Here is a 25,029-nt window from a genome sequence, read left to right as displayed (position 1 = left end):
TTCCCCCTGGAAACTACACCGCGAAACGCGGTCAGGGCGGTTCTGGAGTTCCTATGTCTTTTGATTCTCTCGGCCTGAATGCCGATATTTTGCGTGCGGTGGAAGAGCAGGGCTATCGTGAGCCTACCCCAATCCAACGTCAGGCAATTCCGGTAGTGTTATCAGGCCGTGATCTGATGGCCAGTGCCCAAACCGGCACCGGTAAGACCGCAGGCTTTACCCTGCCACTGTTACAGCGTTTGACCGACAACGCGCCGCACCTTAAGGGCCGTCGCCCGGTTCGTGCGCTGATCCTCACTCCGACCCGTGAACTTGCGGCTCAGATTGGCGAGAACGTCCGCGACTACAGTAAATATTTGAATATCCGTTCGCTGGTGGTCTTCGGCGGCGTGAGCATTAATCCGCAGATGATGAAACTGCGTAGCGGCGTTGATGTGCTGGTAGCGACCCCGGGTCGCCTGCTGGATCTTGAGCATCAGAACGCCGTTAAACTCGACCAGGTTGAGATTCTGGTTCTGGATGAAGCCGACCGCATGCTGGATATGGGCTTTATCCACGACATTCGCCGCGTGCTGGCAAAACTGCCAACCCGCCGCCAGAACCTGCTGTTCTCCGCAACTTTCTCCGACGATATTAAAGGGCTGGCTGAAAAGCTGCTGCATAACCCGGAAGAAGTTGAGGTCGCTCGCCGCAATACCGCTTCCGAGCAGGTGACTCAGCACGTTCACTTCGTTGATAAGAAACGTAAACGGGAACTGCTGTCGCAGATGATTGGCGAAGGTAACTGGCAGCAGGTTCTGGTCTTTACCCGTACCAAACACGGCGCCAACCACCTCGCTGAACAGCTGCAAAAAGACGGTATTACCGCTGCGGCTATTCACGGTAACAAAAGCCAGGGCGCGCGTACTCGCGCATTGGCCGACTTTAAAAGCGGAGCTATCCGCGTGCTGGTGGCAACCGACATCGCGGCCCGTGGCCTGGATATCGAAGAGCTGCCGCACGTTGTGAACTACGAGCTGCCAAATGTGCCGGAAGATTACGTCCACCGTATTGGTCGTACCGGCCGTGCTGCGGCAACCGGCGAAGCGCTGTCTCTGGTTTGTGTGGATGAGCACAAACTGCTGCGTGATATCGAGCGCCTGTTGAAACGTGAGATCCCGCGTATGGCACTTGCGGGCTATGATGTTGACCCGTCTATCCCGGCTGAACCTATCGTGAACGGTCGCCAGCAGCGCGGCGGCGGCGGTCGTGGCGGCCAGGGCCAGGGCGGTCGCGGTGGTCAGAGCCAGGGGCAAGGCCAGCGGCGCGGCGGCAACGGCGGTAACGCTAATGCTTCCGGCGAACGCAGCAGCGCACCTCGCCGCAGCGGTAAACCTCAGGGTGAAGGTGCGGCTAAACCGGCTGGAGACAACGCTCGTCGTCGTCGCCCGCCGCGTAAACCGGCTGCTGCCCAGTAAAGAACATTTGAGTTCAATCGAAGAGGCGCTAACATAGCGCCTCTTTTTATATCTGGTAACGTCATGCGTGTTCTTCTTGCCCCGATGGAGGGCGTGCTCGACTCCCTTGTTCGCGAACTTCTCACCGAAGTTAACGACTACGATCTCTGTATCACCGAGTTTCTTCGCGTGGTCGATCAGTTATTGCCGGTAAAATCCTTCCTTAAGCTTTGCCCCGAACTTAACCACGCAAGTCGTACGCCGTCCGGCACTCTGGTGCGTGTCCAACTGCTTGGTCAGTACCCGCAATGGTTGGCGGAAAACGCCGCTCGCGCAGTGGAACTTGGTTCCTGGGGCGTTGACCTAAACTGCGGCTGCCCGTCAAAGCTGGTTAACGGTAGCGGCGGTGGGGCTACCCTGCTGAAAGATCCCGAACTTATTTATCGCGGGGCGAAAGCCATGCGTGAGGCGGTACCTTCACATTTACCTGTCACGGTAAAAATTCGCCTCGGCTGGGACAGCGGCGCGCGGCAGTTTGAAATTGCCGATGCGGTACAGCAGGCGGGAGCGACGGAGCTGGTGGTTCACGGCAGAACCAAAGAAGACGGCTATAAAGCCGAGCTGATCAACTGGGGCGCTATCGGCGAAATTCGTCAGCGCCTGTCGATTCCGGTTATCGCTAACGGTGAAATCTGGGACTGGCAAAGCGCTCAGGACTGCCTGGCGGCAACCGGCTGTGACTCCGTGATGATTGGCCGCGGCGCATTGAACGTGCCAAACCTGAGCCGGGTCATTAAATATAACGAAGCGCGCATGCCCTGGCCGGAAGTGGTTAAGTTATTGCAAAAATACAGCCGCCTGGAAAAACAGGGCGATACCGGTATGTATCACGTAGCGCGCATTAAGCAGTGGCTGGGCTACTTGCGTAAAGAATACGTGGAGGCCACGGAGTTATTCTCAACGATCCGTACGCTGAAAAGATCTGGCGAAATAGCTGATGTAATTTGCAATCAAAAATAGCTTATATTTACTTGTGCCTGTTAACTATTCTATTATTAACGGGCATGAGCTGGCTGGCTTATCTTTATTAATGACTTTGGCTTTATTGCTGAATGTATCTCACAGTTTTGTATTTTTTATAATATTTTTTCTGGATGTTATTTTATTGCGGTGAGAGTATGAGCGCGTAAACTATTTCCAGGATTGTTACTGTCTAACAGGCAAAACCTAAGTGTCTGCTCCCGAAAGGGGTGCCAGGCACTTAGGTTTTTTTTTGCTTCTTATTTACTAAATAAACAACAACGGATGTTTATTATGAAAACACAGCTAAAAATAATCAGCGGTTTTATTCTTCTGCTCGGCGCAGGTTTTTTACCCCGGTTGCAGGCCAGCCTCCCCGGCAGCAATTTTATATCCGGCAGCCATCTTGGTCTGAAACTGAGCAATGTCTGGATGCTCAACACCACCGATACCTTCTCGGAGCTTGGAGTCAGCAATCAAAACGCCTGGGCGCAGGGCATACATCTTGACTGGCAGAGCGGCTGGGCGTGGGACAGCGTTGGTTTTGATGCTTCGTGGTACGGTGCCAGCAAGCTGTACGCTAATAAAGACTTTGCCGGGCGTGATCTGCTGAGGGACAACAACGGCCGGGCCGAAGGGTTTAACAAATTCGGGCAAGTTTACGCCAAAGCACGCTGGGGCGATCAACGGCTGCACTTATCTCTTTGGGCCGGCTGGAAACAGCTCTACAAATTGGGCGCTTTGAGCGTCACACGCAGCCGCGCGGTGCCGAGCAGCTGGCAGGGGATTAGCTCGGAGCTGGTCTGGGATAAGTTCACCGCCAAAGCCGCGCTGGTGGATCGTTTTTCCGAGCGGGACGAGCCGGAAAAACGCCGCTTTATGACCCTGAAAAGCAATAAGCGCATCGACTATATCGCCACCGGGGAGCTGAGCTGGGTTCCAGAAAAAGGCAGTAAAGTCAGTTTTATTACCGCTGAAAGCAAAAACTATTTGTTACGCCACGGGCTGGAAGCGAATACCGTCGTCGCGCTAAGCCCCAAAGCCAATTTGCTGGCTCGCGGCGTTTATTACTACGCCCGGGGCCTTGGAGAGTGGGAAGGGGTACGAGCCTTTACCCATAGCGCCCAGCATTGGTTTGGCCTGGTGGGCTATCAATTCGGTGCCTCTGAATCAGGCGTTGGCTGGTCGTATACCCGAGCCAGGCTTAATAATGGTCTTGGGCAGTTCTACTGGCAGTTTGGTAAAAACACCCGCGGCGCTTTTAATAGCAAAGCTGACGGTGAGGGTAATGATTATGTAAAAGACGGCGAAAGCATGGTTTATTTATATAGCCAGTACCGAATTAGCCCTGCGCTTCAGGTCGGTATATATGGCAATTATGGTTATGGCATGAAATATGAAGGCGTGTCGTTAAAAGAGTGGGAGTACGGCGGTTTTATATCCTGGGATGTTCCCCAAATTAAAGGTTTGAATATCTTCTCCGGATTTGGTCCAGCCTATGGTTGGAAAATAAATGCAAAACAGGACCCTTTACTCACTCACGACGGGAAAACTTATCGCCGGGCTAAAGGGGTGGGTGGCACCGTGCGTGTGGAATATCTTTTTAATTTATTCTGAAGAGAAACTACAAGGAGATGTAAATAATGAAAAGTAAACTTTTCGTTTTATTAGCTGTAGCCCTCATAGCGGGACCTGCCGGTGCGGCTGAGCGCCCTATGCGAATTCTGCTGGTTAATGACGACGGCTGCCAGTCCGTAGGCACAACTTCTTTGCAGGACAAATTGCAGGAGAAAGGTTATGACGTCTGGATGGTGGCTCCTGCGACCAACCAAAGCGGCATTGGCTCGGCCATAAGCTTTAAGCCGAATAAGATTTTTGACGTCAAAAAAGTGGCTGAAAAGCGCTATTGCTTCCCCGGCACGCCGGCAGATTCCGTTGATTTTGCTTTACTGGGCGTGATGAAAGATGCTCTGCCGGACCTGGTCATATCGGGCGTTAACGACGGGCCGAATACCGGCGTGGCGCAGCTTAACTCAGGCACCATTGGCGCGGCTGCACGCGCTGTACGCTACGGCTACCCGGCGATAGCCGCCAGCATTGGCTACCTTCTTAATGAAAAAGAGATGAAAGGTGGCTGGCCAAGCACTCAGAAATACTGGCCGGATTCGGTTGACTATATTGTTGGCGTCGTGGATGAACTGGGCAAAAGCTGGCGTCCTGGCCTGCCGGTATTACCTATCGGTTCCGGTCTGAGCATTAATTATCCCCCGCTTGAGAAACGTGCCATTCGCGGTATGAAGTTTGTGGAGAACGAACAATTCCCGATAGCACAGCATTTCTACAAAATTTTGCCAGATGGAAAAGCGCAGCAGATTATGAGCCAGGATGTGCTGACCCCGGTTGATAACGGCACGGACACCGGCTGGCTGAACCGCGGCTATATAACCTGGACTATTTTTGACGGCGAGTGGAATGCCTCGCACTTCCAGCCGCAGTATCGCCAGCGCCTGGCCGGATTAATCGACACCCAATAAACCGCTACCAGATAAGATCGGCCTCACGCTTTATCGACCGTAAGGTTGAGTGGCGTGCTTCTTCTGGTAGATTGGGCTGGTTGGATTGTTACTGCATCGTGCAGGCAAAACCTGATTATCTGGCTTAGCCGGAGGTCAGGTTTTTTTGTTTCCGGGGTAGCCATGAAAATAGCCAAAATACTCAACAATAACGTCGTGGTTATCCTTGATGAAAATCAGCGAGAACAGGTCGTCATGGGCCGTGGGTTGGGCTTTCAAAAGCAGCCGGGAGATGCCCTCGAGCGTGAAAAAATTGAAAAGGTCTTTTCTCTGCAAAGTGATGAGCTGGTTGCCAGGCTGAGCGAATTACTCAACCAGATCCCGCTGGAGGTCATGACCACCTGCGATCGTATTATTCAGCGCGCTCGCGAGCGGCTGGGCAAACTTCAGGAAAGCCTCTACATCTCTCTGACCGATCACTGCCATTTTGCTATAGAACGGCAGAGCAAGGGGGTGTCGATCCGCAATGCACAGCTTTGGGAAATCAAGCGTCTTTACCCCAGGGAGTTTCAGCTGGGGCTGGAAGCGCTGGAGATTATCGAGGCACGGCTGGAAGTAAAGCTTGCCGAAGACGAGGCGGGCTTTATTGCCCTCCATCTGGTCACCGCGCAGCTGAACGGCGAAATGCCGGAGGTGATGGAGGTCACGCGCGTCATGCAGGAGACTCTGCATATCGTCAAATACCAACTGCAAATCGAGTATCACGAGGAGAGCCTGAGCTATCAGCGTTTTGTGACGCATCTGAAATTTTTTGCCCAGCGAATGCTGGCCCGTAATACGGTAACGGATGACGACATCACGCTGCATGCGGCAGTGAAAGAGAACTATTCTTGTGCCTGGCGCTGCGCCGAGAAGCTCCGGAACCATCTTGCAAAAAACTATCAACGTGAATTGAGCAACGAAGAAATTATGTTCCTCGCGATTCATATCGAGCGGGTACGCAAAGAAAGCCACAAGGCTTAAACACTGAAAGGATTGTTACTGCTTCGGCAGGCAAAACCTGAGCATTGGTTTCCCCCGCGAGAGGGCAGCCTGCTCAGGTTTTTTTTTACCTTACTCAGCACATTTCGCCCTCGGGGCGTGACGCAAAAGGAAAGCGGTTATGGGCCATCAAGAGCTGACCAACGAAATTCTTAAACATGTGGGCGGACGGGAAAATATTGTAAGCCTGGTGCATTGCGCCACCCGGCTGCGTTTCAAACTCAAAGATAATAAACGGGCAGATCCTGAGGGACTAAAGCGTAACCCCGGCGTCATTATGGTGGTGGAAAGCGGCGGGCAGTTTCAGGTCGTTATCGGCAACCACGTTCACGATGTTTATGTTTCGGTGTGCGCTGCGGCGGGAATTAACGACGAGGCGGGACCACCCGAAAGCAGCGGTAAGAAAGAGAATCTGCTTAATCGGTTAATAGATATTGTTTCTGCAATATTCACCCCTTTCCTTGGCGTGATGGCGGCCTCGGGCATCATGAAGGGATTACTGGCTTTGAGCGTGGTCTGCGGGTGGCTAAGTACAGCATCAGGAACCTATAAAATTTGGTTTGCTGCCAGTGATTCACTGTTCTATTTCTTCCCGCTGGTGCTGGGCTATACGGCGGGTAAAAAATTCGGCGGCAGCCCGTTTATTACCATGGCGATAGGTGGAGCACTGACTCATCCTATGATCATGCAGGCCTTCGAAGCGACGTCCGTTCCGGGAACGGCGAGCGAGCATTTCCTCGGAGTTCCCATCTCGTTTATCAATTACAGCTCGTCGGTCATCCCGATAATTCTGGCTTCCTGGGTGAGCTGCTGGCTTGAGAAACAGAGTAATCGGCTGCTGCCTTCCGCAATACGCAATTTATTCACGCCGCTCATTTGCCTGACCATTGTTGTGCCAATGACATTTTTGATTATTGGCCCGGCCGCGACATGGCTTAGTCAGGTGCTTGCCGCAGGCTACCAAATAATTTATGCCTTTGCTCCGTGGCTGGCCGGTGCGGTATTAGGCGCAATCTGGCAAGTCTGCGTTATCTTTGGGCTTCACTGGGGCCTGATACCCATCGCAATTAATAACCTGACGGTATTCGGCCAGGACACGCTGTCTGCTTTATTACTTCCGGCGGTTATGGGCCAGGTAGGCGCAACCCTTGGCGTTCTGTTTGCTACTCGCGATCCGCGAATGAAAATGCTGGCTGGCTCTGCGGCAACAGCGGGCATTTTCGGCATTACCGAGCCGGCTGTATATGGTGTCACATTGCCCGGCCGCCGCCCGTTCATCTTTGGCTGCATATCCGGCGCGATTGGCGCCGCGATTGCGGGTTACTTCCAGAGCCATGTCTATTCTTTTGGCCTCGCCAATATTTTCACTCTCGCACAAATGATCCCGCCGGGCGGCGTTGATGCCAGCGTTTGGGGCGCGATTAGCGGCACAGTGCTGGCGCTGGTTTTAGCATGCGTGCTTACCTGGGCGTTTGGCGTGCCGCGCACCCCGCAGCCTGACGAGCCAGCCGTTGAGCCGGGTGAAACCGGGGAAAATGACATTCTTGCCCCGATGAGCGGCACCGTGCTGGCGATGGAGCAGGTGCCGGATGCCACTTTTGCCGGCGGTTTACTCGGCCAGGGCGCGGCTATCATTCCTGTGACCAACCAGCTTCGTGCGCCATTCAGCGGTGAAGTTGTGTCGCTGTTTAAGACCCACCACGCGATTGGCCTGCAAAGCGAGAGCGGTATTGAAGTGTTAATTCATATCGGGATTGACACCGTCAAGCTCGACGGCCGGCACTTCACGGCTCACGTTCGGGTGGGCGAAAAAATAAAATCTGGCGATCTGCTGATCGAGTTCGATCGCCTGGCAATTATTGCCGCCGGGTTCGATCTCGCAACCCCGATAATCGTCAGCAATAGCGATAAGTACCGCGAAGTTAAGCGCGTAACGCAGCATTCAACCCTCGATTCAGGCATGCCGTTTTTGGCGGTACGTCGTTAAGCAAAGGAGAGTGATATGACAGCATTTCCAAAATCATTTCTATGGGGCGGCGCTATTGCTGCCAATCAGGTCGAAGGCGCATGGCTTGAAGAAGGAAAAGGCGTTTCCACTTCAGACATACAGCCCCACGGCGTACTAGGGGCAGCGAAAGAGCGAGCGGAGGGCGAGAGCTGTATTAAAGACGTTGCCATCGATTTTTATCACCGCTACCCGCAGGATATTGAGCTATTTGCCGAGATGGGGTTCCGCTGCCTGCGGGTTTCCATTGCCTGGACGCGTATTTTCCCCCAGGGCGACGAGCAGGAGCCAAATGAGGCGGGTCTGGCGTATTACGACCGGCTGTTCGACGAGCTGGCAAGACACAATATCCGCCCCATGGTGACGCTCTCGCACTTCGAAATGCCGCTGGGCCTGGTGAAGAACTACGGTGGCTGGAGTGACCGCAGGGTTATTGGCTATTTCGAGCGTTACGCCCGCTGCGTTTTTGAGCGCTATCAGCACAAGGTCAAACTATGGCTGACGTTTAATGAAATCAATATGGCGCTGCATTCGCCGCTAACGGGCATCGGGCTGGAAGGCTCGCCGGATGAAGGTGAGATTTATCAGGCCGTCCATCATCAGTTGGTTGCCAGCAGCCTGGCGGTGAAAGCCTGTCACGAAATTGTGCCCGATGCGCGTATTGGCAATATGCTGCTCGGCGGGCTGATGTATCCGCTGACCTGCAAGCCGGAAGATATGCTGAAAACCTGGGAGAAAAACAACGGCTGGCTGTTCTTCGGCGACGTGCAGTGCCGCGGCAGTTATCCGGGCTATATGCTGCGCTACTTCCGGGAAAAAGGTATCCAGCTCAACATAACTGAATCCGATGCTGAGATCCTGAAAAATACCGTCGATTTTATCTCCTTCAGCTACTACACCACCGGCTGCGCGACCACGGATGAAGAGTTAAACGAGAAGATCCGCGGTAACGTTCTCAGCATGGTGTCCAACCCCCATCTGCCGAGTTCCGAATGGGGCTGGCAAATCGACCCAACCGGGCTGCGTATTATCCTCAATATGCTTTGGGATCGTTATCAGAAGCCGTTGTTTATCGTTGAGAACGGACTGGGCGCGAAGGACAGCCCGGAGGCGGACGGCACGGTAAATGACGATTATCGCATTCGCTACCTTAACGATCATCTGGTGCAGGTGGGCGAGGCGCTGAAAGACGGGGTTGATGTCATGGGCTATACCAGCTGGGGGCCGATAGATCTGGTGAGCGCGTCAAAAGCCGAGATGTCTAAACGCTACGGCTTTATCTATGTCGATCTTGATGACCAGGGCAACGGCACGCTGGCTCGCTCACGTAAAAACAGCTTCTACTGGTACAGGGAAGTGATTGCCACCGACGGCGCAAGCCTGAAGCCTTAAGCACGAATTAGCGGGAGCTTCTCCCGCTAATCTTTAGTTGACCAGCCTGTGAATAAATCCTCGTAGCCACATTAGCGCCGCGTCGCTGTTATGGCGCTGGTGCCACAGCAGCGCCACCTCAAACGGGGGAACATCCAGCGGCACCGGGCTGGCGGCCAGACCCCAGTTTTTTTGCCAGCTTTCCGATAGCCCCGACGGCACGGTTGCCAGGGCGGGCATTTGCTGTAGCAGGCCGGGCAGGGCGGCAAAATGCGGCGTGGTATAACTTACGCTTCTTGTTTGCCCAATCTTTGCCAGCAGGGTGTCTATCTGGCTGCTGGTCGCTTCGCGGTAGCTGACCAGCACATGCTGGTGGGCAACGTAATCTTCTATTTTCAGCGCGGGGCTGGCGGCAACCTGCTGCGGATGCCAGAGCGTAACAAAATCCATTTCCTTCAGCACTTCCCGCTCCAGCCAGCGTGCGCTGTGGTTTGCCACGCTGATTGCCATATCCAGCTCGCCGCCTTCCAGCCGCTGTGCGTCGGTGAACGGATCGCTTGCCACCACGTTGATATGCATACCCGGTGCTTCCTGCTTCAGGGCAGGGATCAGCTTCGGCATCAGCCACATTTCTACCCAGTCGGTCATGCCGATGGTCACCGTGGCTCTGGCGCTTGCAGGCGAAAATTCGGCCTGCTGGAATAAGGCACTCTGTAGCTGTTCCAGCAGCGGCATTAGCTCCGTGTGCAATTCACTGGCGCGGGCGGTGGGCTGCATGCGGTGGCCGCTGCGAATAAACAGCGGGTCGTCGAACATATCGCGCAGGCGAGCCAGCGCGCCGCTAACCGCAGGTTGCCCCAGGTGTAGTTTATCCGCGGCCAGCGAGACGCTCTGCTCCCGGAACAGCACCGCAAAAGCGATCAATAAGTTGAGATCGATTTTGCGGAAATCATTTTCTTTGATAGTCATTATTTCTCCAATCAATTGGAGTGATGATACGCCGGGGCGGATACTGACGGCAAGTTGAACACCTGCCCGAGGATAAAAAATGAAAACGGCATTAACTCTGTTAGCCCTGCTTTGCGGTGGCGCTCTGGCGGCTCACGCCGCGGCCGCACCGCAGCCAATCTCTCAGCAGCAGGCTCCCGGCTACTACCGCATGATGCTAGGAGACTGGCAAATTACCGCCGTATCTGACGGAACGGTGGTCGTGCCCCTGGATAAGCTGCTCACCCACATTACGCCGCAGAAGCTGAGTGAGCGCATGGCGGCGGAGGCCATGACGCCTGCGGCAGAAACTTCAATCAACGCTTTTGTGATTAACACCGGTAAACGGCTGATTCTGGTTGATACCGGTGCCGGCCCGCTGTTTGGTCGCGCGGGTGGGCACTTGCTGGAAAATTTACGCTCAGCCGGAATAAGGCCGCAAGATATTAGCCTGGTGCTGCTGACCCACATCCATGCCGACCACTCCGGCGGCGTGGAATATCGGGGCAAACCGGCTTTCCCTGATGCGACAGTGCGCGTCGAACAGAAAGACGTCGATTTCTGGCTTAACCCGGCGAATATCGGTGAGGTAGAAAAAAGCCAGCAGCATACTTTTGCCGAGTCAGAACGCTCGCTGCGCCCGGTGATTGACGCAGGCAGGCTGAAACCTTTTACGGCACCGGCAGAAATTATTCCGGGTATCGAGGCCATACCGGCTGCGGGCCATACGCCAGGCAGCGTGGTTTATCGCATCAGCCGGGGCGGGCAAACGATGATGATGTGGGGCGATATTATTCATGCCAAAGCCGTACAAATGCCGGACCCGGACGTTGCCATCCATTTTGATGTCAACCAGCAGCAGGCTATTGCCACGCGTGAACGGGTATTAAGGCTTGCTTCGCAGGAAGGGGATTGGGTGGCCGCGGCGCATATTGCTTTCCCGGGGTTTGGCCATGTGAAAGCGGAAGGTAACGGCTATCGCTGGGTGCCGGTTAACTACAGTAGCCAGGCCGGTAAATAACAGGGTAAAGGTGCCACGCAGGGGTGGCACCCGCCGTCGTCAGAAGATCATTTTGAATACGCCGGTGACTACCAGCAAACCAATGAGAAAAATTATCAGAATCGCCCATAAAATAATTTTCATTAGCACTCCTTACCTTTTGGTTTGGTCTTTTGAGTATAGGCAAGGATGAGCAGACGGGGGGAGTTGCCTCCCCGTAAACGGAATAATGGATAAAAAAGATTTCTAACAGACGGGATTAAGGCCGAGGTTTACTGGCCGACAGCAGGAAAATCATCGGGCGTTCAGCCTCTTCGGCAAGGCCAGGGTTACGGGCAATTTGTTCTTCATCTGGCCCCCATTCGTCCAGTTTCTCAATGATAAAGCCGCTTTCAATCAGAGCATTAATCCAGGTGGCCAGTTTGCGATGCTGCTTTTTCACGCCCTCGGCAAACCAGTTGCTGATGCGCTCGCCTTCCTGCTGATAATGGTTCACCGGCCAGCTGCGTTGCCCCGCCTGATCTTTAAGCCAGCCCTGCTGCAACGGCGCGGTATAGACCGGGTGTTCGGCGGTAAATACCAGCTTGCCTCCGGGCACGAGCGCCTGATTCAGAGTGGTAAAGAGTGGCTGAATATCTTCCAGATAATGCAGCGCCAGCGAGCTATAGGCCACGTCTATACTCTCTGCCGGTAGCCTTAGCGCGGAAAGATCTTCCTGCCGATACTCAATGCCGGTGCCGTCGGTCATTTCACGCGCTTTGGCGAGCATCAGGCTTGAAACGTCCAGCCCTACAACCTTTTCTGCCCCGGCGTCACGCGCATAGCGGCAGAACCAGCCGTAGCCGCAGCCAAGATCAAGCACCTGCTTGCCAGCCAGCGGCGGCAGCATACTTTTAACTTTTGCCCATTCAGGCGCGCCATCCAGACCCTTTATCGAGCGATCGAGAGTGGCATATCCGGCAAAAAATGCCGGATCGTCGTAGATATTTTGCGTCATAAATCCTCCGCAGATGTAAGGCCATTATTGGCCAGCAGGAATTTTAGACGCTTTGCCACCGGAAAGAAAAGTGCGCCAGATAGTTAAAAGCCGTAGTGGCTGAGCTCTGGGTGCTCGTCCGGGCGGCGGCCCAGCGGCCAGAAGAAGGCTCGCTCGCTCTCTTTAATCGGGCTGTCGTTAATGCAGGCGTGACGGTTGATCATCAGGCCCTGCTCATTAAACTCCCAGTTTTCGTTGCCGTAGCTGCGGAACCAGTTGCCCGAGTCGTCGTGCCACTCGTAGGCAAAGCGGACCGCGATGCGGTTTCCGTCGTGCGCCCAAATCTCCTTGATCAGGCGGTAGTCCAGCTCGCGTTGCCACTTACGTTGCAGAAAACCAACCACCGCTTCGCGGCCATCAACAAACTCTGCCCGATTTCGCCAGTGGGTATTCAGGGCATAGACCTTTGATACAAGCTCGGGGTCACGGCTGTTCCACGCATCTTCCGCCATGCGGACTTTCTGCTTTGCCGTTTCAAGAGTAAACGGCGGTAACGGGGGCTTTACGGTCATATTCAGAACTCCTGTGGATATGTAGACAGGTTTGTCTACAAGGTTAACGCTACCCTGGGTAGACAGATTTGTCTACATACGGCATGATAGATTTTTCAAAGGAGCCAGCATGAGCACAGTGACCCTAAGCGCGCGCGACCGAATCCTGCATACTGCGCATAACCTGTTCTACCGGGACGGCATTCGCGCCACCGGCATCGATCGGATAATCAAAGAAGCTGGCGTGACTAAGGTGACCTTTTATCGGCATTTTCCGGCTAAGAATGACCTGATTGGGGCTTTTCTGGATTACCGGCACCGGCGCTGGATGGCGTGGTTTAGCGAAACGCTTAAGCAGGAAATGGCCCGCACGGGAAGTCTGGTGCAGTCTCTGGCGGCAACGTTAGAAAACTGGTTTGACGACGAGGCATTTCGCGGATGTGCGTTTATTAACTCGGCGGTTGAAATGGCGGAGGCCCTGCCTGAAACATTACCCATCGCCCGGGCGCATAAACAGGCGATGGTAGAGTGCCTTGCGGGCTATCTGCCGCACAATGAAGCCGGAAAGCAGCAGGCCGAAATGCTGGCGCTGGTTATAGACGGGGCGATAGTCAAAGCCCAGCGTGACGGCGACGGGAAAGAGGCGCTGATACAACTGCGGGCCTGGCTGGCGCTGTTGCCCGCAGCGGAGAATTAATCCTCTCTCTGGCGGTGTTTAAACCATAACCGCACGCCTATCACCAGCGCGACGACGGCTATCAGCCATATCCAGTGTCGGAGATGTTGGTCGAGGTTATGCAGCCATGGGCCGACCACTTCGCCGCCCAGATAGCCGAGAGTGGTAAACAGCGTTGCCCAGAGGATCGCACCACAGATATTCAGCGGAATAAACAGCTTAGGCGGCAGCTTGCTGGCACCGATAATAATCGGCCCGACGATACGAAATCCGTACATAAAGCGGCTGCCAATCACAAACAGATAAGGATGGCGGTTAATCAGCGCCTGAGCCTTAGCAATTTTCTTGTGGTGTTTTTTGAACCGTGCCAGCAGCGAGCCGCCAAAATGCCTGCCCACCAGAAACAGAACCTGGTCGCCAATCATGCCGCCAAGCGCGACGGCGGCAACCACCAGAGGAAATTTGAGTAACCCCTGATGCGCGGCCACGCCGCCCAGCAGAGTAATCGTTTCGCCTTCCGCCATGCTGCCGACAATCAGCGCCGCATAGCCGTACTGCTCTATTAAACCGTTGATATCCATCAGCCCGGACTCATCTCCATGTTCATTGTTTCCCTAAAGCATACAACCCATAGCCGCCCGGTTTGCAAATAAACGCAGATATTTTTCACCTGGCTAAATATTAACCGCACGGTGAATTATACTTAGGCTATTGCAAGCATTTGCGCTGCAGGTCAGGAGGTTGTATGAGCCACGTCTGGGGATTGTTTTCCCATCCTAATCGCGAAATGCAGGAAATTAAGCGCGAGAACGAATCCGTCTCGCACCACTACACTCACCATGTGCTGTTGATGGCGGCGATACCCGTCATCTGCGCGTTTATCGGCACCACGCAAATTGGCTGGAATTTTGGCGACGGTAGCTACGTGCAGCTTTCGATGTTCACCGGCCTTTATCTCGGCATACTTTTCTACGCCTTGATGCTGGCGGGCGTTGCGGTGATGGGGCGAGTCATCTGGTGGATGGCGCGTAACTACCCGCAGAGGCCATCCCTTGCCAGCTGTATGGTCTTTGCTGGCTATGTCGCCACGCCGCTGTTCCTGAGCGGGATTGTGGCGCTTTATCCGCTGGTCTGGCTGTGCGTAGCGGTAGGCGCTCTGGCGCTGGTTTACACCGGCTACCTGCTCTATGTCGGCGTGCCTGATTTCCTCGGGATCGACAGGGAAGAGGGCATGAGCTTCGCCAGCTCAACTCTGGCAATCGGCGTACTGGTGCTGGAGGTGCTGCTGGCGGCGGCGGTAGTGCTGTGGGGGTACGGCTATCGCCTGTTCTGACGGTGCGTAATTTTTAGAAACTTTTGATATAACGTTACCATTCTTAACTGGTAGTTTAACGGGGCGCCGGAGTATGATTCTGGCGCCCCGCGTCTTTGTTTATTCAGATAAATGTCTGCGGTGAGCCTATACTTTTCCGGAATCATTACAGAAGTGTCACCATGCCGACAAAAATCCGTTTATCGTTGTTCAGCCTTGCGCTGATGATGACTGTGCCTTTTGCCCCGCAGGCAGAAGCCAGTAAGGCCGTCACTCAGGCGGCCAGCGCCGGTCAGGAGATTGCCTCCGGCAGCGCCATGATTGTCGATTTGCAAAGCAACAAAATTCTCTATTCCAGCCATCCGGATCTGGTTCGTCCTATCGCCTCGATTACCAAGCTGATGACGGCGATGGTGGTGCTGGACGCGCATCTGCCGATGGATGAAATGCTAAAAGTGGACATCAGCCATACGCCGGAGATGAAGGGGATTTACTCTCGCGTGCGTCTGAACAGCGAGATCAGCCGTAAAAATATGATGCTGCTGGCGCTGATGTCTTCTGAAAACCGCGCGGCAGCGAGCCTGGCGCACCACTACCCTGGCGGCTACGACGCGTTTATTCGTGCGATGAACGCCAAGGCTAAGTCATTGGGCATGACCCACACGCGTTACGTGGAGCCAACCGGCCTGTCGATTGAAAACGTCTCGACCGCCAACGATTTGACCAAACTGCTGATTGCCACCCAGAAATATCCCCTGCTCGGGCAGCTCAGCACCACTCATGAAGATATGGCGACCTTCAGCAACCCTTCTTACACGCTGCCGTTCCGCAACACTAACCATCTGGTGTACCGCGAAAACTGGAATATTCAGCTGACGAAAACCGGCTTTACTAATAATGCCGGCCACTGTCTGGTGATGCGCACCGTGATTAAAGGGCGCCCGGTGGCGCTGGTCGTGCTGGATGCCTTCGGGAAATATACTCATTTTGCCGACGCTAACCGCCTGCGCAACTGGATGGAAACCGGGAAGATAACGCCGGTTCCCGCTGCGGCATTAAGCTACAAGCGTTCAAAAGCGGCGCAAATGGCAAACAACACCGTTTCCGCCGGGGAAGAAGAGTAATTATTGAGGCAGCGTCTGGTCTCCGCCGTTGAGCGGGCGCTGCATCATTACCGTATCGCGCCAGTCTCCAAGCTTGAACCCGACGCTGCGCAGCCGTCCTACCGTTTCAAACCCGTGCTGGCTGTGTAATCTGCAAGATCCCTCGTTATTTTCGCCATCACCAATCACGGCAATCATCTGCCGCCACGGCCCTTGCTCACAGCGCGCTATTAGCTCGCCGAGCAAAGCTTTGCCGATGCCGCGCCCCGTCATGCCGGTGTCGATATAAACGGAGTCTTCGATGGTGTAGCGGTAGCCGGGGCGAGGGCGATAAACAGTGGCGTAGCAGTAGCCGACAATCCTGCCATCTATAACCGCAACCAGCCACGGCAGGCCATAGCCACGAACTGCCGCGAGGCGCTCGGCCATTTGCTGCTCGCCAGGCGGCGTCTCTTCGAAAGAGCCTCTGCCGTTTAGCACATGCCATTGATAAATGCTTTTTATTGCCGGGATATCGTCTGGAGTGGCCTCCCTTATCCCCGGCAGTGTGGAAGGTAATACTGCTATTGCAGACATGTCTGTTTCGCCCCCTGGCAGGAAAAAAGGGTGAAGAAAAATCTTCACCCAGTCTTTTTAATCTATGCCGAAAAAAGAGCGAAACATAGGCTGGTGGTCATAGGAGAAACTTATCTCCTGCCCGGTCAGCCATGTTCCTTGCCGCAGCCGCAATTATCCTCAGCCCAGCCTTTACGTTTCGTCGTTTTGCCGATACCGGGGTTCATGCTGTTGGTCGGATCGTTGGCTTTATAGAACTGCTTCAGCGTTTCCGGCGCTTTATAGAGATGGCCCACGTTGTGCTCCGCCGGGTATTGCGCCCCGCGCTCTTGCAGCAGGGCCAGCATCTGCTCTTTCAACTCATGAACATCAACGCCTTTCTTAACAATGTAATCCTGGTGGAAAACATGGCACATAAAATGGCCGTAGTAGAGGCGGTGGATCAGCTTATCGCCAATTTCCGGCGGCAGCTCTTCGAACCAGTCGCTGTCGTTGCGGCGCAGCGCAATATCCAGCGCCAGAATGTCTTCCACCTCATCGGCATGAACCGCGTGGTAGCGAATGGCCGCGCCTGCGGCGGCAAAACGATGAAGGAAAGCTTTGCTGCCTTCTTCCGGCGTGCAGACGAAGAAATCGCCCTCGGCGGTTTTGAAATACTCGGTCAGCCAGGCTTTGGCCTCATCGATTCCGTCGCCCGCCATTTTTAGCAGCAGATGGTGAGGATATTTATCGCGCCAGGTTTTCATGCGCTCCGGCAGGTGCGCCGGGAACGCGCCGCCAAGCTTTTGCATAAAGCGGTCGGTGAAATGCGGTTTAAACAGTGGAACCTTGTCCAGCAGGGCATCGGCACGGCCCTTCATGGTGAAGAAGAACGGCATTTTGTCGGTGCCGAGCTTATCGATCATCAGGAAGGTATCCTTGCCGTACTTCTCCGCAATATCGTAAATATCGCGGTGCATATACTCTCCGGCAACCGGCAGGTTTTCGAAGTTAGCCAGAATATGGCGGCGAATTTCGCTCAACACGGCGGGCTGACTGGTGCCGATGTAGAACACCTGCTGGCGTTTTTCCGCCGGGAAGGTGTCGAGGCGTACCGCAAAAACGGCCAGCTTTCCGGCGCAGCCGGAGGACTCAAACAGGCGGTCAGGGTCGGCGTTATAGCGGGCCGGAGTATCGGCTTCAACGTCGCGCACGCGGGTAATATAATCATGGTCATGAGCGTGGCGGCCGTCGTGCTGTACGTCGCTATCCTTCACGCGCTCGTCGTCCAGCGTGCTGAGGATCTGCTCCGGCGTGGCGCCAAGATTAATGCCCAGATGGTTCACCAGCTGAAGCTTGCCGTTTTCGTCGATGCGGGCAAACAGCGACATCTCGGTATAGGCCGGGCCGCGCTGCACCAGCGAGCCGCCCGAGTTATTACAAATCCCGCCAATCACCGACGCGCCAATGCAGGAAGAACCAATCACCGAATGCGGCTCACGCCCCAGCGGCTTAAGCGCTTTTTCCAGCGAATAGAGAGTGGTGCCGGGGAAAGCCAGCACCTGCTCACCTTTGTCCAGCAGATGTAATTTATCAAGGCGCAGGGTGCTGATAATGACGATATCGCGGTCGTAGTCGTTACCGCTCGGCGTGGAGCCTTCGGTCAGGCCGGTATTGGCGGCCTGCATCAAGATTATTTTGTCGGCCGCCACGCAGGCGCTGAGTACGCGCCACAGTTCCAGCAGCGAGCCGGGGAAGACCACCGCCAGCGCCTCGCCCTGCCCGGAGCGGAAGCCCTTGCGGTAGCGTGCGGTTTTAGCGGGGTCGGTCAAGACGTGGTGAGAGCCAACGTGGCGAGCGAGTTCGTTTATTAACGTTTTATTATCGGAAGTCATCAGAACAGACATGTATCCACTCCTTTGGTGGCAGCAAAAAGCCTGCCGTTAAGCATAGCGCCGAAAAACGTGAGCGTAACGAGGAAATATCTACGAAATCAGAACATAGCCTCTGCTACGCTCTTCTTACCCTTCGGGTGATGTGGCAAACTGCACCCCTTAACAAAAGCTTGTGTAGAGAGTAAATCCGATGAAATGGCTCTGTTCTGTAGGTGTCGCGGTAAGCATGGCGCTTCAGCCTGCGCTGGCCGACGAGATGTTTGGCCCGCACCCTTTAACGCCGGAAGCGCGTGATGCCTTCGTCACCGGCCTGCTCAAAAAAATGACCACCGATGAAAAAATCGGTCAGCTGCGCTTAATCAGCGTCGGCCCGGATAACCCAAAAGAAGCTATCCGCGAGATGATCAAAGACGGGCAGGTTGGGGCAATCTTTAACACCGTCACCCGCCAGGACATCCGCGCTATGCAGGACCAGGTGATGCAGCTCAGCCACCTGAAAATCCCTCTGTTCTTCGCCTACGATGTGGTTCACGGCCAGCGTACCGTGTTCCCGATAAGCCTCGGCCTCGCCTCCTCCTTTAACCTCGACGCGGTGAAAACCGTGGGCCGTATCTCGGCCTATGAAGCCGCCGATGATGGCCTGAACATGACCTGGGCGCCGATGGTTGACGTCTCGCGTGACCCGCGCTGGGGCCGCGTTTCAGAAGGCTTTGGGGAAGACACATACCTGACCGCCACTATGGGTCGCACCATGGTTGAAGCGATGCAGGGCAAAAGCCCGGCGGATCGCTACTCGGTAATGACCAGCGTGAAACACTTCGCCGCTTACGGCGCGGTTGAGGGCGGTAAAGAGTACAACACCGTTGATATGAGCCCGCAGCGGCTGTTCAACGACTATATGCCGCCGTACAAAGCCGCCCTGGACGCGGGCAGCGGCGGCGTGATGGTTGCCCTGAACTCACTGAACGGTACGCCAGCCTCGGCAGACAGCTGGCTGCTGAAAGATCTGCTGCGCGACGAATGGAAGTTTAAAGGCATTACCATTTCTGACCACGGGGCAATTAAAGAGCTTATCAAGCACGGCGTTGCCAGCGACCCGAAAGACGCGGTGCGCATTGCCCTGAACTCCGGCATCAACATGAGTATGAGCGACGAGTATTACAGCAAATACCTGCCTGAGCTGGTGAAAAGCGGCGCGGTGCCGATGAAAGAGCTGGACGACGCTACCCGCCACGTACTGAACGTGAAATACGATATGGGGCTGTTTAACGATCCGTACAGCCATCTTGGCCCGAAAGATTCTGACCCGCAGGACACCAACGCCGAAAGCCGCCTGCACCGCAAAGAAGCTCGCGAAGTGGCGCGTGAAAGCATGGTGCTGCTGAAAAACCGCCTGCAAACGCTGCCGCTGAAAAAGAGCGCAACCGTAGCGGTGATAGGGCCATTGGCCGACAGCAAGCGTGATGCAATGGGCAGCTGGTCTGCCGCGGGCGTTGCCGCCCAGTCCGTTACTCCGCTGGAAGGCATCAGAAATGCAGTGGGCCAGCAGGGCAAAGTGGTGTTTGCCAAAGGCGCGAACGTCACCGATGAAAAAGACATTGTGGCCTTCCTGAACCAGTACGAGCCGGCGGTTACCGTTGACCCGCGTACGCCAAAAGAGATGATCGACGAAGCGGTTAATACCGCGAAAAGTGCCGATGTCGTGGTGGCGGTGGTCGGCGAAGCCCAGGGCATGGCGCACGAAGCATCAAGCCGCACTGACCTGACGCTGCCGCAAAGCCAGCGCGACCTGATTGCCGCCCTGAAGGCGACCGGCAAGCCGTTGGTGCTGGTCCTGATGAACGGCCGTCCTCTGGCGCTGGTGAAAGAAGACCAGCAGGCAGACGCGCTGCTTGAAGCCTGGTACGGCGGCACCGAGGGCGGGAACGCCATCGCCGACGTCCTGTTTGGCGACTACAACCCGTCCGGCAAGCTGCCGATGTCCTTCCCGCGCTCGGTTGGGCAAATTCCGACTTACTACAGCCACCTGAACACCGGTCGCCCGTATAATCCGGAAAAGCCAAATAAATACACTTCCCGCTACTTCGATGAAGCAAACGGGCCGCTGTATCCGTTTGGCTATGGCCTGAGCTACACCACGTTCAACGTCTCAGACGTTAAGCTGTCCTCGCCGGTAATGAAGCGTGACGGCAAAGTTGAAGCCTCCGTTACGGTCACCAATAGCGGCGATCGTGAAGGCGCGACCGTGGTGCAAATGTACCTCCAGGACGTGACTGCTTCGATGAGCCGCCCGGTGAAAGAGCTGAAGGGCTTTAAGAAAGTGACGCTGAAAGCGGGCGAAAGCCAGACCATCAGTTTCCCAATCGACGTTAACGCGCTGAAGTTCTGGAACGCGAAGATGAAGTACGAGGCGGAACCTGGCAAATTCAACGTGTTTATCGGGCTGGACTCCGCCCGCGTGAAACAGGGCGAATTTGAGCTGAAATAAGCCGCGCTGAGTGATGAAAGCCACCTTCCTGAATGAAGGTGGCTTTTTTTTGCCGCTAATAAATTCTCTGCGGCGTAAAAATACCGTGATGAGAGGTGCGGAAGGGCGCGGCGGCGGGAGCCGGTTCGGCGCAGAGTTCATCCAGAAACGCTCTGGCCCACCACTGGGCGTCGTATCTTTCCACTTTTGCCAGCAACTGATGATGCCTGCGTTTGCGCTCGTGCAAAGGCATGGTCAGCGCCGAATAAAGCGCGCGGCTGACCTCGGCAGCGTCATAAGGGTTGACCAGCACCGCCTCGCCCAGCTGTTCCGCCGTGCCGGTAAAGGCGGAGAGCATCAACACGCCGGGATCTTCCGGGTCCTGGGCGAGAATAAACGCTTTAGCCCGCAAGTTCATCGCCTCGCAAAGAGGAGTGAACATCGCCACGTGCGCCTTGCGGTAAAGGGCATAAATCAGGTCAGGGTGGCACAGGTTATTGCGGATATAGTTGACCGGGTACCAGGACGCATCGCCAAATTTGCCGTTAATTTCCCCGCACTGGCGCTCAAGCCGGGCGCAAAGATCGTGCGCTGAATAGGGGTAACCTCTGGACGTGTCGGAGAGTTGCAGCAGGCTGACGTCGCGCAAAAATTCAGGGTGGCTATGAAGAAAAATCTCCATTGCGTCCAAATGGTAATGCACGCCGCTAATATCGCTGATAGTGTCATTGCTGATAATAATCTGGCGATGATAGTTGTTCATCGCCTCCGCGCCGTTTTGCGTAAGCGGAGGCGTTTCTTTATCAATGCCGCAGGGAAAAATACCGAGCTTGATCGCGTGCCCATTCAGCTGAATCAGGTTATCCGCCAGCCGCTCAACGCGGTAAAACCTCAGCGCGTAGGCAAGGAAATTATTTACGTCTCCGCTGGACTGGAATCCGAGCTGGTCGTAGCTAAAAAACGCCTGCATAATCGCGTCGTGCTCGGGAACCGAGCGCAGGATCTCTCCCGGCGGGAAAGGCTGGTGCAGAAAGAAGCCGCAGCGGTTGGCGTGGCCGTCTTCTCTGAGCATCTTCCCGCTCAGCAATAAATGATAATCCTGCACCCAGACCACATCGCCCTCGCCAATCTCGGCGGCAACTCTTTCTTTTACATCGTGATTATAATTTTTCCAACAGGTGAAATACTCTTTCTTATAGTGAATAAGGTCCGGGCGGTTGTGAAACACCGGCCACAGAACGTTATGTATATAGCCCTGATAGAAATTGTCATATTCTCCCGGCGTCAGCCCCCAGCTGTGCTGCCGGTAGCCGGAATGGTGACTGCATCGATCTTTCCTGTATTTTTTACCGGGGCTGATTTCACCGTTCCAGCCAAACCAGATCCCGGGGCGTTTTCTAAAGATTGAACCCAGCGCCGCAGGGAGGAGGCTGCCGCTTTGGCCGTGCTCAGGCTCGCAGCGATTAGACAGCATAATAAGACGAGACATAAATCACCTCGGGTCGATGTTCAGGCGTTTTAACGGCTAAAAGCCGCTTCTTCCGGCGTGACGATGGTTTCAAACCGCGCCAGCTCCGTTAGCTTGTGGGTCACCCACTGCTGCGCAAAGGCTTCGCCGAGATTGGCGCTCATATAGGTGCTCTGGCGGAATTCTTCGATAGCCGTGTTCTGGAACAGCGGCAGCTCGGGGGCGAACAGGGCGGTATTTTTTAGCGTATCGCTGTCGATGTTCTCCAGCCCGTAAAGCATGCCGGTGAGAATGGCGGCCATCGCCAGATAGGGGTTTACATCGGCCCCGGCAAGGCGGTACTCAATACGGCGGTTACCGTCGTCAGAGCAGGGGATACGCAGCGCGGCGCTGCGTTTGTTATAGCCCCAGGAGCTAAACAGCGGCTCGTTAAGGTTTTTGCGTAGTCTTCTGAAAGAGTTAACGTGGGGCGCGATGACCGCAACGGTGGCGGGCATCAATTGCAGCATCCCGGCCAGGCAAAGCTGCGCCATCTCGTTCAGGGCTTCGGCCGGGGAGGCGAACACATTATCGCCGTTGCGGTCATTGAGGCTGATATGAAAATGCAGGCCGTTACCGGCGAGATGGGAAAACGGCTTCGCCATAAAGTTAGCCTGGTAGCCAAACTTATCCGCCACGATGCTGGTCAACCGGCGCAGGGCCAGCACGTTCTCGCAGATTTCCACCACCTTGCGTGAATGCTTCAGGTTCAGCTCAAACTGCCCGGCTTCGGCTTCACAAACGATGGCGCTCAGCGGCAGACCCTGGGCGGCAGCGGCTTGCTCCAGTTCTTCAATAAAGGCGGTGTAATCGGAAGGGACGGGCATATAGAAGCAGCCCTGCGTCGGGGTCTCCTGCGGGGCTTTACTCACCAGATAGAACTCAATTTCAGGAGCGGCCACCGGGTAAAGTCCGTGATAATGAAACTTATGCAGCACGTTTTCCAGCACCACTCTCGGCTCCAGCGCATACCCGGTGCCGTCGTTTTGCTTCATGGTTAGCAGCAGCTGCGCATTATGGCGCGGATCGTGAACGCAGGGCCTCAGCGTGCCCGCCACCGGGAGACAAAGACCGTCGGGCTCATCGTTTTCATGGCTGCCGTCGGCGTGGCTGAACGGCTTTCCCTCGTGATCCATAGCGTAAACAGACTGCGGGAAATAACAGCCGGAAGAGAGCGCCAGCAGGCTGTCCACCGCAATACGCTTGCCGCGAAACGTGCCGTTTACGTCATTCAGATAGATATCAACATGCTTAGTGTCGGGGTGAGCCAGCAGATAGCGCTGCACTTCTCCGGCAAACTCTTTTGCGCGCTCTGCGGCAGGTTTTGATGCCGCAGACCGGCTCCCGACTTCGTCGTTAGATGAAGTCTGAGGAAAAGCGAAAAGCGTGAAGATATTTTTGACAAGTGAATGATTAATAAGTGAGTTCATGATGTTCTTTGTCTGAGCCTCGCGGCGATGAACAGAGCATATTCACTGGGGTATAAAAAGAAGGTAAAAATTGCCGGGCGGCGGATAAAAAAAATATAAATGGCACTAAAACCAGGGGAATAGCCGCGAAGTCGGGCCCGTTGGGGCGCGCGGCGTTGGCCCCTAATCATCCAAACGTCCGCGCATATCATATACCGCTTAGTGCTTTCCCCCGCTTGTTAAAACTCGGCTATTCTTTGTTTACTGCATGATTTTTAAGTAAAGAACAACGAGGAATAACTATGAACTTATCAACACGTTGGGGCATGGCGGGTTTAGTGATGTTGGCGGCGGGTGCGCAGGCAGCGGAGCCGGTGAAAGTAGGCTCAAAAATCGATACCGAAGGCTCGCTGCTAGGCAATATCATTTTGCAGGTGCTGGAAAGCCACGACGTTAAAACCATCAACAAAGTCCAGCTCGGCACGACGCCGGTAGTCCGCGGGGCTATCACCTCCGGAGAGCTGGATATCTACCCTGAATATACCGGCAACGGCGCGTTCTTCTTTAAAGACGAGAACGACCCGGCCTGGAAAGATGCGCAAAAAGGCTACGAAAAAGTTAAGCAGCTCGACTACGACAAGAACCACCTGGTCTGGCTGACCCCGTCTCCGGCCAACAATACTTATACCATTGCGGTACGCAAGGACCTGGCAGAGAAAAATCATCTGGTTTCGCTCGCCGATCTTAGCGAATATCTGAAGAAGGGCGGCACCTTTAAGCTGGCGGCTTCCGCCGAGTTTATCGAGCGCTCCGACGCCCTGCCTGCTTTTGAAAAAGCCTACGGCTTCAAGCTGGATCAAAGCCAGCTGCTTTCTCTGGCTGGCGGCGACACGGCGGTAACGATTAAAGCGGCGGCGCAGCAGACATCCGGCGTTAACGCAGCCATGGCCTACGGCACGGACGGCCCGGTAGCCGCGCTGGGCCTGGAAACGCTGACCGACCCGAAAGGCGTGCAGGCCGTTTCCGCGCCGACCGCCGTTGTGCGTGAAGCGGTGCTGAAAGAGTATCCGCAAATCGCAGACTGGCTGAAACCGGTATTCACCTCTCTTGACCAGAAAACCCTGCAACAGCTGAATGCTAAAATTGCGGTGGAAGGAGAGGATGCCAAAAAAGTGGCTGCCGATTACTTAAAACAAAAAGGCTTCGTTAAATAGCCTGCTGGAATG

At 55.0% G+C, this 25,029-nt stretch carries 22 protein-coding genes; 13 read left to right on the top strand and 9 right to left on the bottom strand.

Annotated features, from left to right (window positions below; translation table 11 throughout):
* Window positions 1-53 precede the first annotated feature (53 nt).
* The 7 genes from rhlE (at window position 54) to ascB (ending at window position 9,407) form a co-directional block, all read left to right on the top strand.
* Complete coding sequence (rhlE, locus tag ACG1VR_RS16485) at window positions 54-1,457, top strand: ATP-dependent RNA helicase RhlE (protein WP_016535465.1); 1,404 nt, start codon at window positions 54-56, stop codon at window positions 1,455-1,457.
* 63 nt (window positions 1,458-1,520) lie between these two features.
* The gene (dusC, locus tag ACG1VR_RS16480; RefSeq protein ID WP_395489355.1) at window positions 1,521-2,456 is read left to right on the top strand and encodes a tRNA dihydrouridine(16) synthase DusC; all 936 of its coding nucleotides are present in this window, start codon (window positions 1,521-1,523) and stop codon (window positions 2,454-2,456) included.
* Window positions 2,457-2,750: 294 nt separating this feature from the next.
* Window positions 2,751-4,073: an OprD family outer membrane porin gene (locus ACG1VR_RS16475; RefSeq protein WP_395489354.1), complete on the top strand. Its 1,323-nt coding sequence runs from the start codon at window positions 2,751-2,753 to the stop codon at window positions 4,071-4,073.
* 26 nt (window positions 4,074-4,099) lie between these two features.
* The gene (gene surE / locus ACG1VR_RS16470; RefSeq protein WP_395489353.1) at window positions 4,100-4,990 is read left to right on the top strand and encodes a 5'/3'-nucleotidase SurE; all 891 of its coding nucleotides are present in this window, start codon (window positions 4,100-4,102) and stop codon (window positions 4,988-4,990) included.
* 162 nt (window positions 4,991-5,152) lie between these two features.
* Window positions 5,153-5,992 carry a BglG family transcription antiterminator LicT gene (licT, locus tag ACG1VR_RS16465; RefSeq protein ID WP_279044076.1) on the top strand — a complete coding sequence of 280 codons (840 nt, stop codon included), beginning with the start codon at window positions 5,153-5,155 and terminating at the stop codon, window positions 5,990-5,992.
* A 139-nt stretch (window positions 5,993-6,131) separates the two neighbouring features.
* Window positions 6,132-7,997 carry a PTS beta-glucoside transporter subunit IIABC gene (bglF, locus tag ACG1VR_RS16460; protein WP_395489352.1) on the top strand — a complete coding sequence of 622 codons (1,866 nt, stop codon included), beginning with the start codon at window positions 6,132-6,134 and terminating at the stop codon, window positions 7,995-7,997.
* Window positions 7,998-8,012: 15 nt separating this feature from the next.
* Entirely contained in the window at window positions 8,013-9,407 is a 1,395-nt protein-coding gene (gene ascB / locus ACG1VR_RS16455; protein WP_395489351.1) for a 6-phospho-beta-glucosidase, read from the top strand.
* A gap of 33 nt (window positions 9,408-9,440) precedes the next feature.
* On the opposite strand, the gene ACG1VR_RS16450 is transcribed toward ascB, so the two are convergent.
* On the bottom strand, window positions 9,441-10,355 hold the full coding sequence (locus ACG1VR_RS16450) for a LysR family transcriptional regulator (RefSeq protein ID WP_016535473.1): 915 nt from the start codon (window positions 10,353-10,355) through the stop codon (window positions 9,441-9,443).
* Between the two features lie 79 nt (window positions 10,356-10,434).
* Between ACG1VR_RS16450 and ACG1VR_RS16445 the strand changes: the two genes are divergently transcribed.
* The gene (locus ACG1VR_RS16445) at window positions 10,435-11,394 is read left to right on the top strand and encodes an MBL fold metallo-hydrolase (RefSeq protein ID WP_395489350.1); all 960 of its coding nucleotides are present in this window, start codon (window positions 10,435-10,437) and stop codon (window positions 11,392-11,394) included.
* Window positions 11,395-11,433: 39 nt separating this feature from the next.
* Here the strand turns inward: ACG1VR_RS16445 and yohP are convergent, their stop codons facing one another.
* The 3 genes from yohP to ACG1VR_RS16430 form a co-directional block, all read right to left on the bottom strand.
* Window positions 11,434-11,517 (bottom strand): small membrane protein YohP, encoded by an 84-nt coding sequence (yohP, locus tag ACG1VR_RS16440; RefSeq protein ID WP_008456306.1) that lies wholly within the window; start codon window positions 11,515-11,517, stop codon window positions 11,434-11,436.
* A gap of 115 nt (window positions 11,518-11,632) precedes the next feature.
* Window positions 11,633-12,370 (bottom strand): class I SAM-dependent methyltransferase, encoded by a 738-nt coding sequence (locus ACG1VR_RS16435; protein ID WP_395489349.1) that lies wholly within the window; start codon window positions 12,368-12,370, stop codon window positions 11,633-11,635.
* Window positions 12,371-12,453: 83 nt separating this feature from the next.
* Window positions 12,454-12,921 (bottom strand): nuclear transport factor 2 family protein, encoded by a 468-nt coding sequence (locus ACG1VR_RS16430; RefSeq protein ID WP_016535476.1) that lies wholly within the window; start codon window positions 12,919-12,921, stop codon window positions 12,454-12,456.
* 109 nt (window positions 12,922-13,030) lie between these two features.
* Here ACG1VR_RS16430 and ACG1VR_RS16425 point away from each other — a divergent pair, with 109 nt between their 5' ends.
* Window positions 13,031-13,597: a TetR/AcrR family transcriptional regulator gene (locus ACG1VR_RS16425; protein WP_395489348.1), complete on the top strand. Its 567-nt coding sequence runs from the start codon at window positions 13,031-13,033 to the stop codon at window positions 13,595-13,597.
* On the opposite strand, the gene ACG1VR_RS16420 is transcribed toward ACG1VR_RS16425, so the two are convergent.
* Window positions 13,594-14,157: a DedA family protein gene (locus ACG1VR_RS16420; protein ID WP_395489347.1), complete on the bottom strand. Its 564-nt coding sequence runs from the start codon at window positions 14,155-14,157 to the stop codon at window positions 13,594-13,596. The genes ACG1VR_RS16425 and ACG1VR_RS16420 overlap by 4 nt on opposite strands.
* Before the next feature lie 164 nt (window positions 14,158-14,321).
* On the opposite strand from ACG1VR_RS16420, the gene ACG1VR_RS16415 reads away from it, so the two are divergent.
* Both ACG1VR_RS16415 and pbpG read left to right on the top strand, forming a co-directional pair.
* Entirely contained in the window at window positions 14,322-14,909 is a 588-nt protein-coding gene (locus tag ACG1VR_RS16415) for a Yip1 family protein (RefSeq protein WP_039898013.1), read from the top strand.
* 161 nt (window positions 14,910-15,070) lie between these two features.
* Window positions 15,071-16,012, top strand: coding sequence for a D-alanyl-D-alanine endopeptidase (gene pbpG, locus ACG1VR_RS16410; protein ID WP_395489346.1), 942 nt, complete (start codon window positions 15,071-15,073; stop codon window positions 16,010-16,012).
* Here pbpG and ACG1VR_RS16405 read toward each other — a convergent pair whose 3' ends face one another.
* Together ACG1VR_RS16405 and dld are read right to left on the bottom strand one after the other, a co-directional pair.
* Entirely contained in the window at window positions 16,013-16,567 is a 555-nt protein-coding gene (locus tag ACG1VR_RS16405) for a GNAT family N-acetyltransferase (protein WP_395489345.1), read from the bottom strand.
* A 125-nt stretch (window positions 16,568-16,692) separates the two neighbouring features.
* Window positions 16,693-18,432 carry a D-lactate dehydrogenase gene (gene dld / locus ACG1VR_RS16400; protein WP_395489344.1) on the bottom strand — a complete coding sequence of 580 codons (1,740 nt, stop codon included), beginning with the start codon at window positions 18,430-18,432 and terminating at the stop codon, window positions 16,693-16,695.
* Between the two features lie 178 nt (window positions 18,433-18,610).
* Here dld and bglX point away from each other — a divergent pair, with 178 nt between their 5' ends.
* On the top strand, window positions 18,611-20,908 hold the full coding sequence (gene bglX / locus ACG1VR_RS16395; RefSeq protein ID WP_395489343.1) for a beta-glucosidase BglX: 2,298 nt from the start codon (window positions 18,611-18,613) through the stop codon (window positions 20,906-20,908).
* 55 nt (window positions 20,909-20,963) lie between these two features.
* Here the strand turns inward: bglX and ACG1VR_RS16390 are convergent, their stop codons facing one another.
* Both ACG1VR_RS16390 and ACG1VR_RS16385 read right to left on the bottom strand, forming a co-directional pair.
* Window positions 20,964-22,376, bottom strand: a complete 1,413-nt coding sequence (locus ACG1VR_RS16390) for a trehalose-6-phosphate synthase (protein ID WP_395489342.1) — start codon at window positions 22,374-22,376, stop codon at window positions 20,964-20,966.
* A 29-nt stretch (window positions 22,377-22,405) separates the two neighbouring features.
* A complete protein-coding gene (locus tag ACG1VR_RS16385; RefSeq protein ID WP_395489341.1) occupies window positions 22,406-23,824 on the bottom strand; it encodes a glutamine synthetase family protein in 1,419 nt (472 codons plus the stop codon).
* Window positions 23,825-24,105: 281 nt separating this feature from the next.
* On the opposite strand from ACG1VR_RS16385, the gene ACG1VR_RS16380 reads away from it, so the two are divergent.
* Window positions 24,106-25,017: an ABC transporter substrate-binding protein gene (locus ACG1VR_RS16380; RefSeq protein WP_254065352.1), complete on the top strand. Its 912-nt coding sequence runs from the start codon at window positions 24,106-24,108 to the stop codon at window positions 25,015-25,017.
* Window positions 25,018-25,029 lie beyond the last annotated feature (12 nt).

Origin of the sequence: Cedecea davisae, from assembly GCF_044095835.1 — a bacterium.
Lineage (GTDB): Bacteria > Pseudomonadota > Gammaproteobacteria > Enterobacterales > Enterobacteriaceae > Cedecea > Cedecea davisae.
Note: the sequence above shows the minus strand (reverse complement) of the source record. Positions and strands in the feature narration are given on the sequence as shown.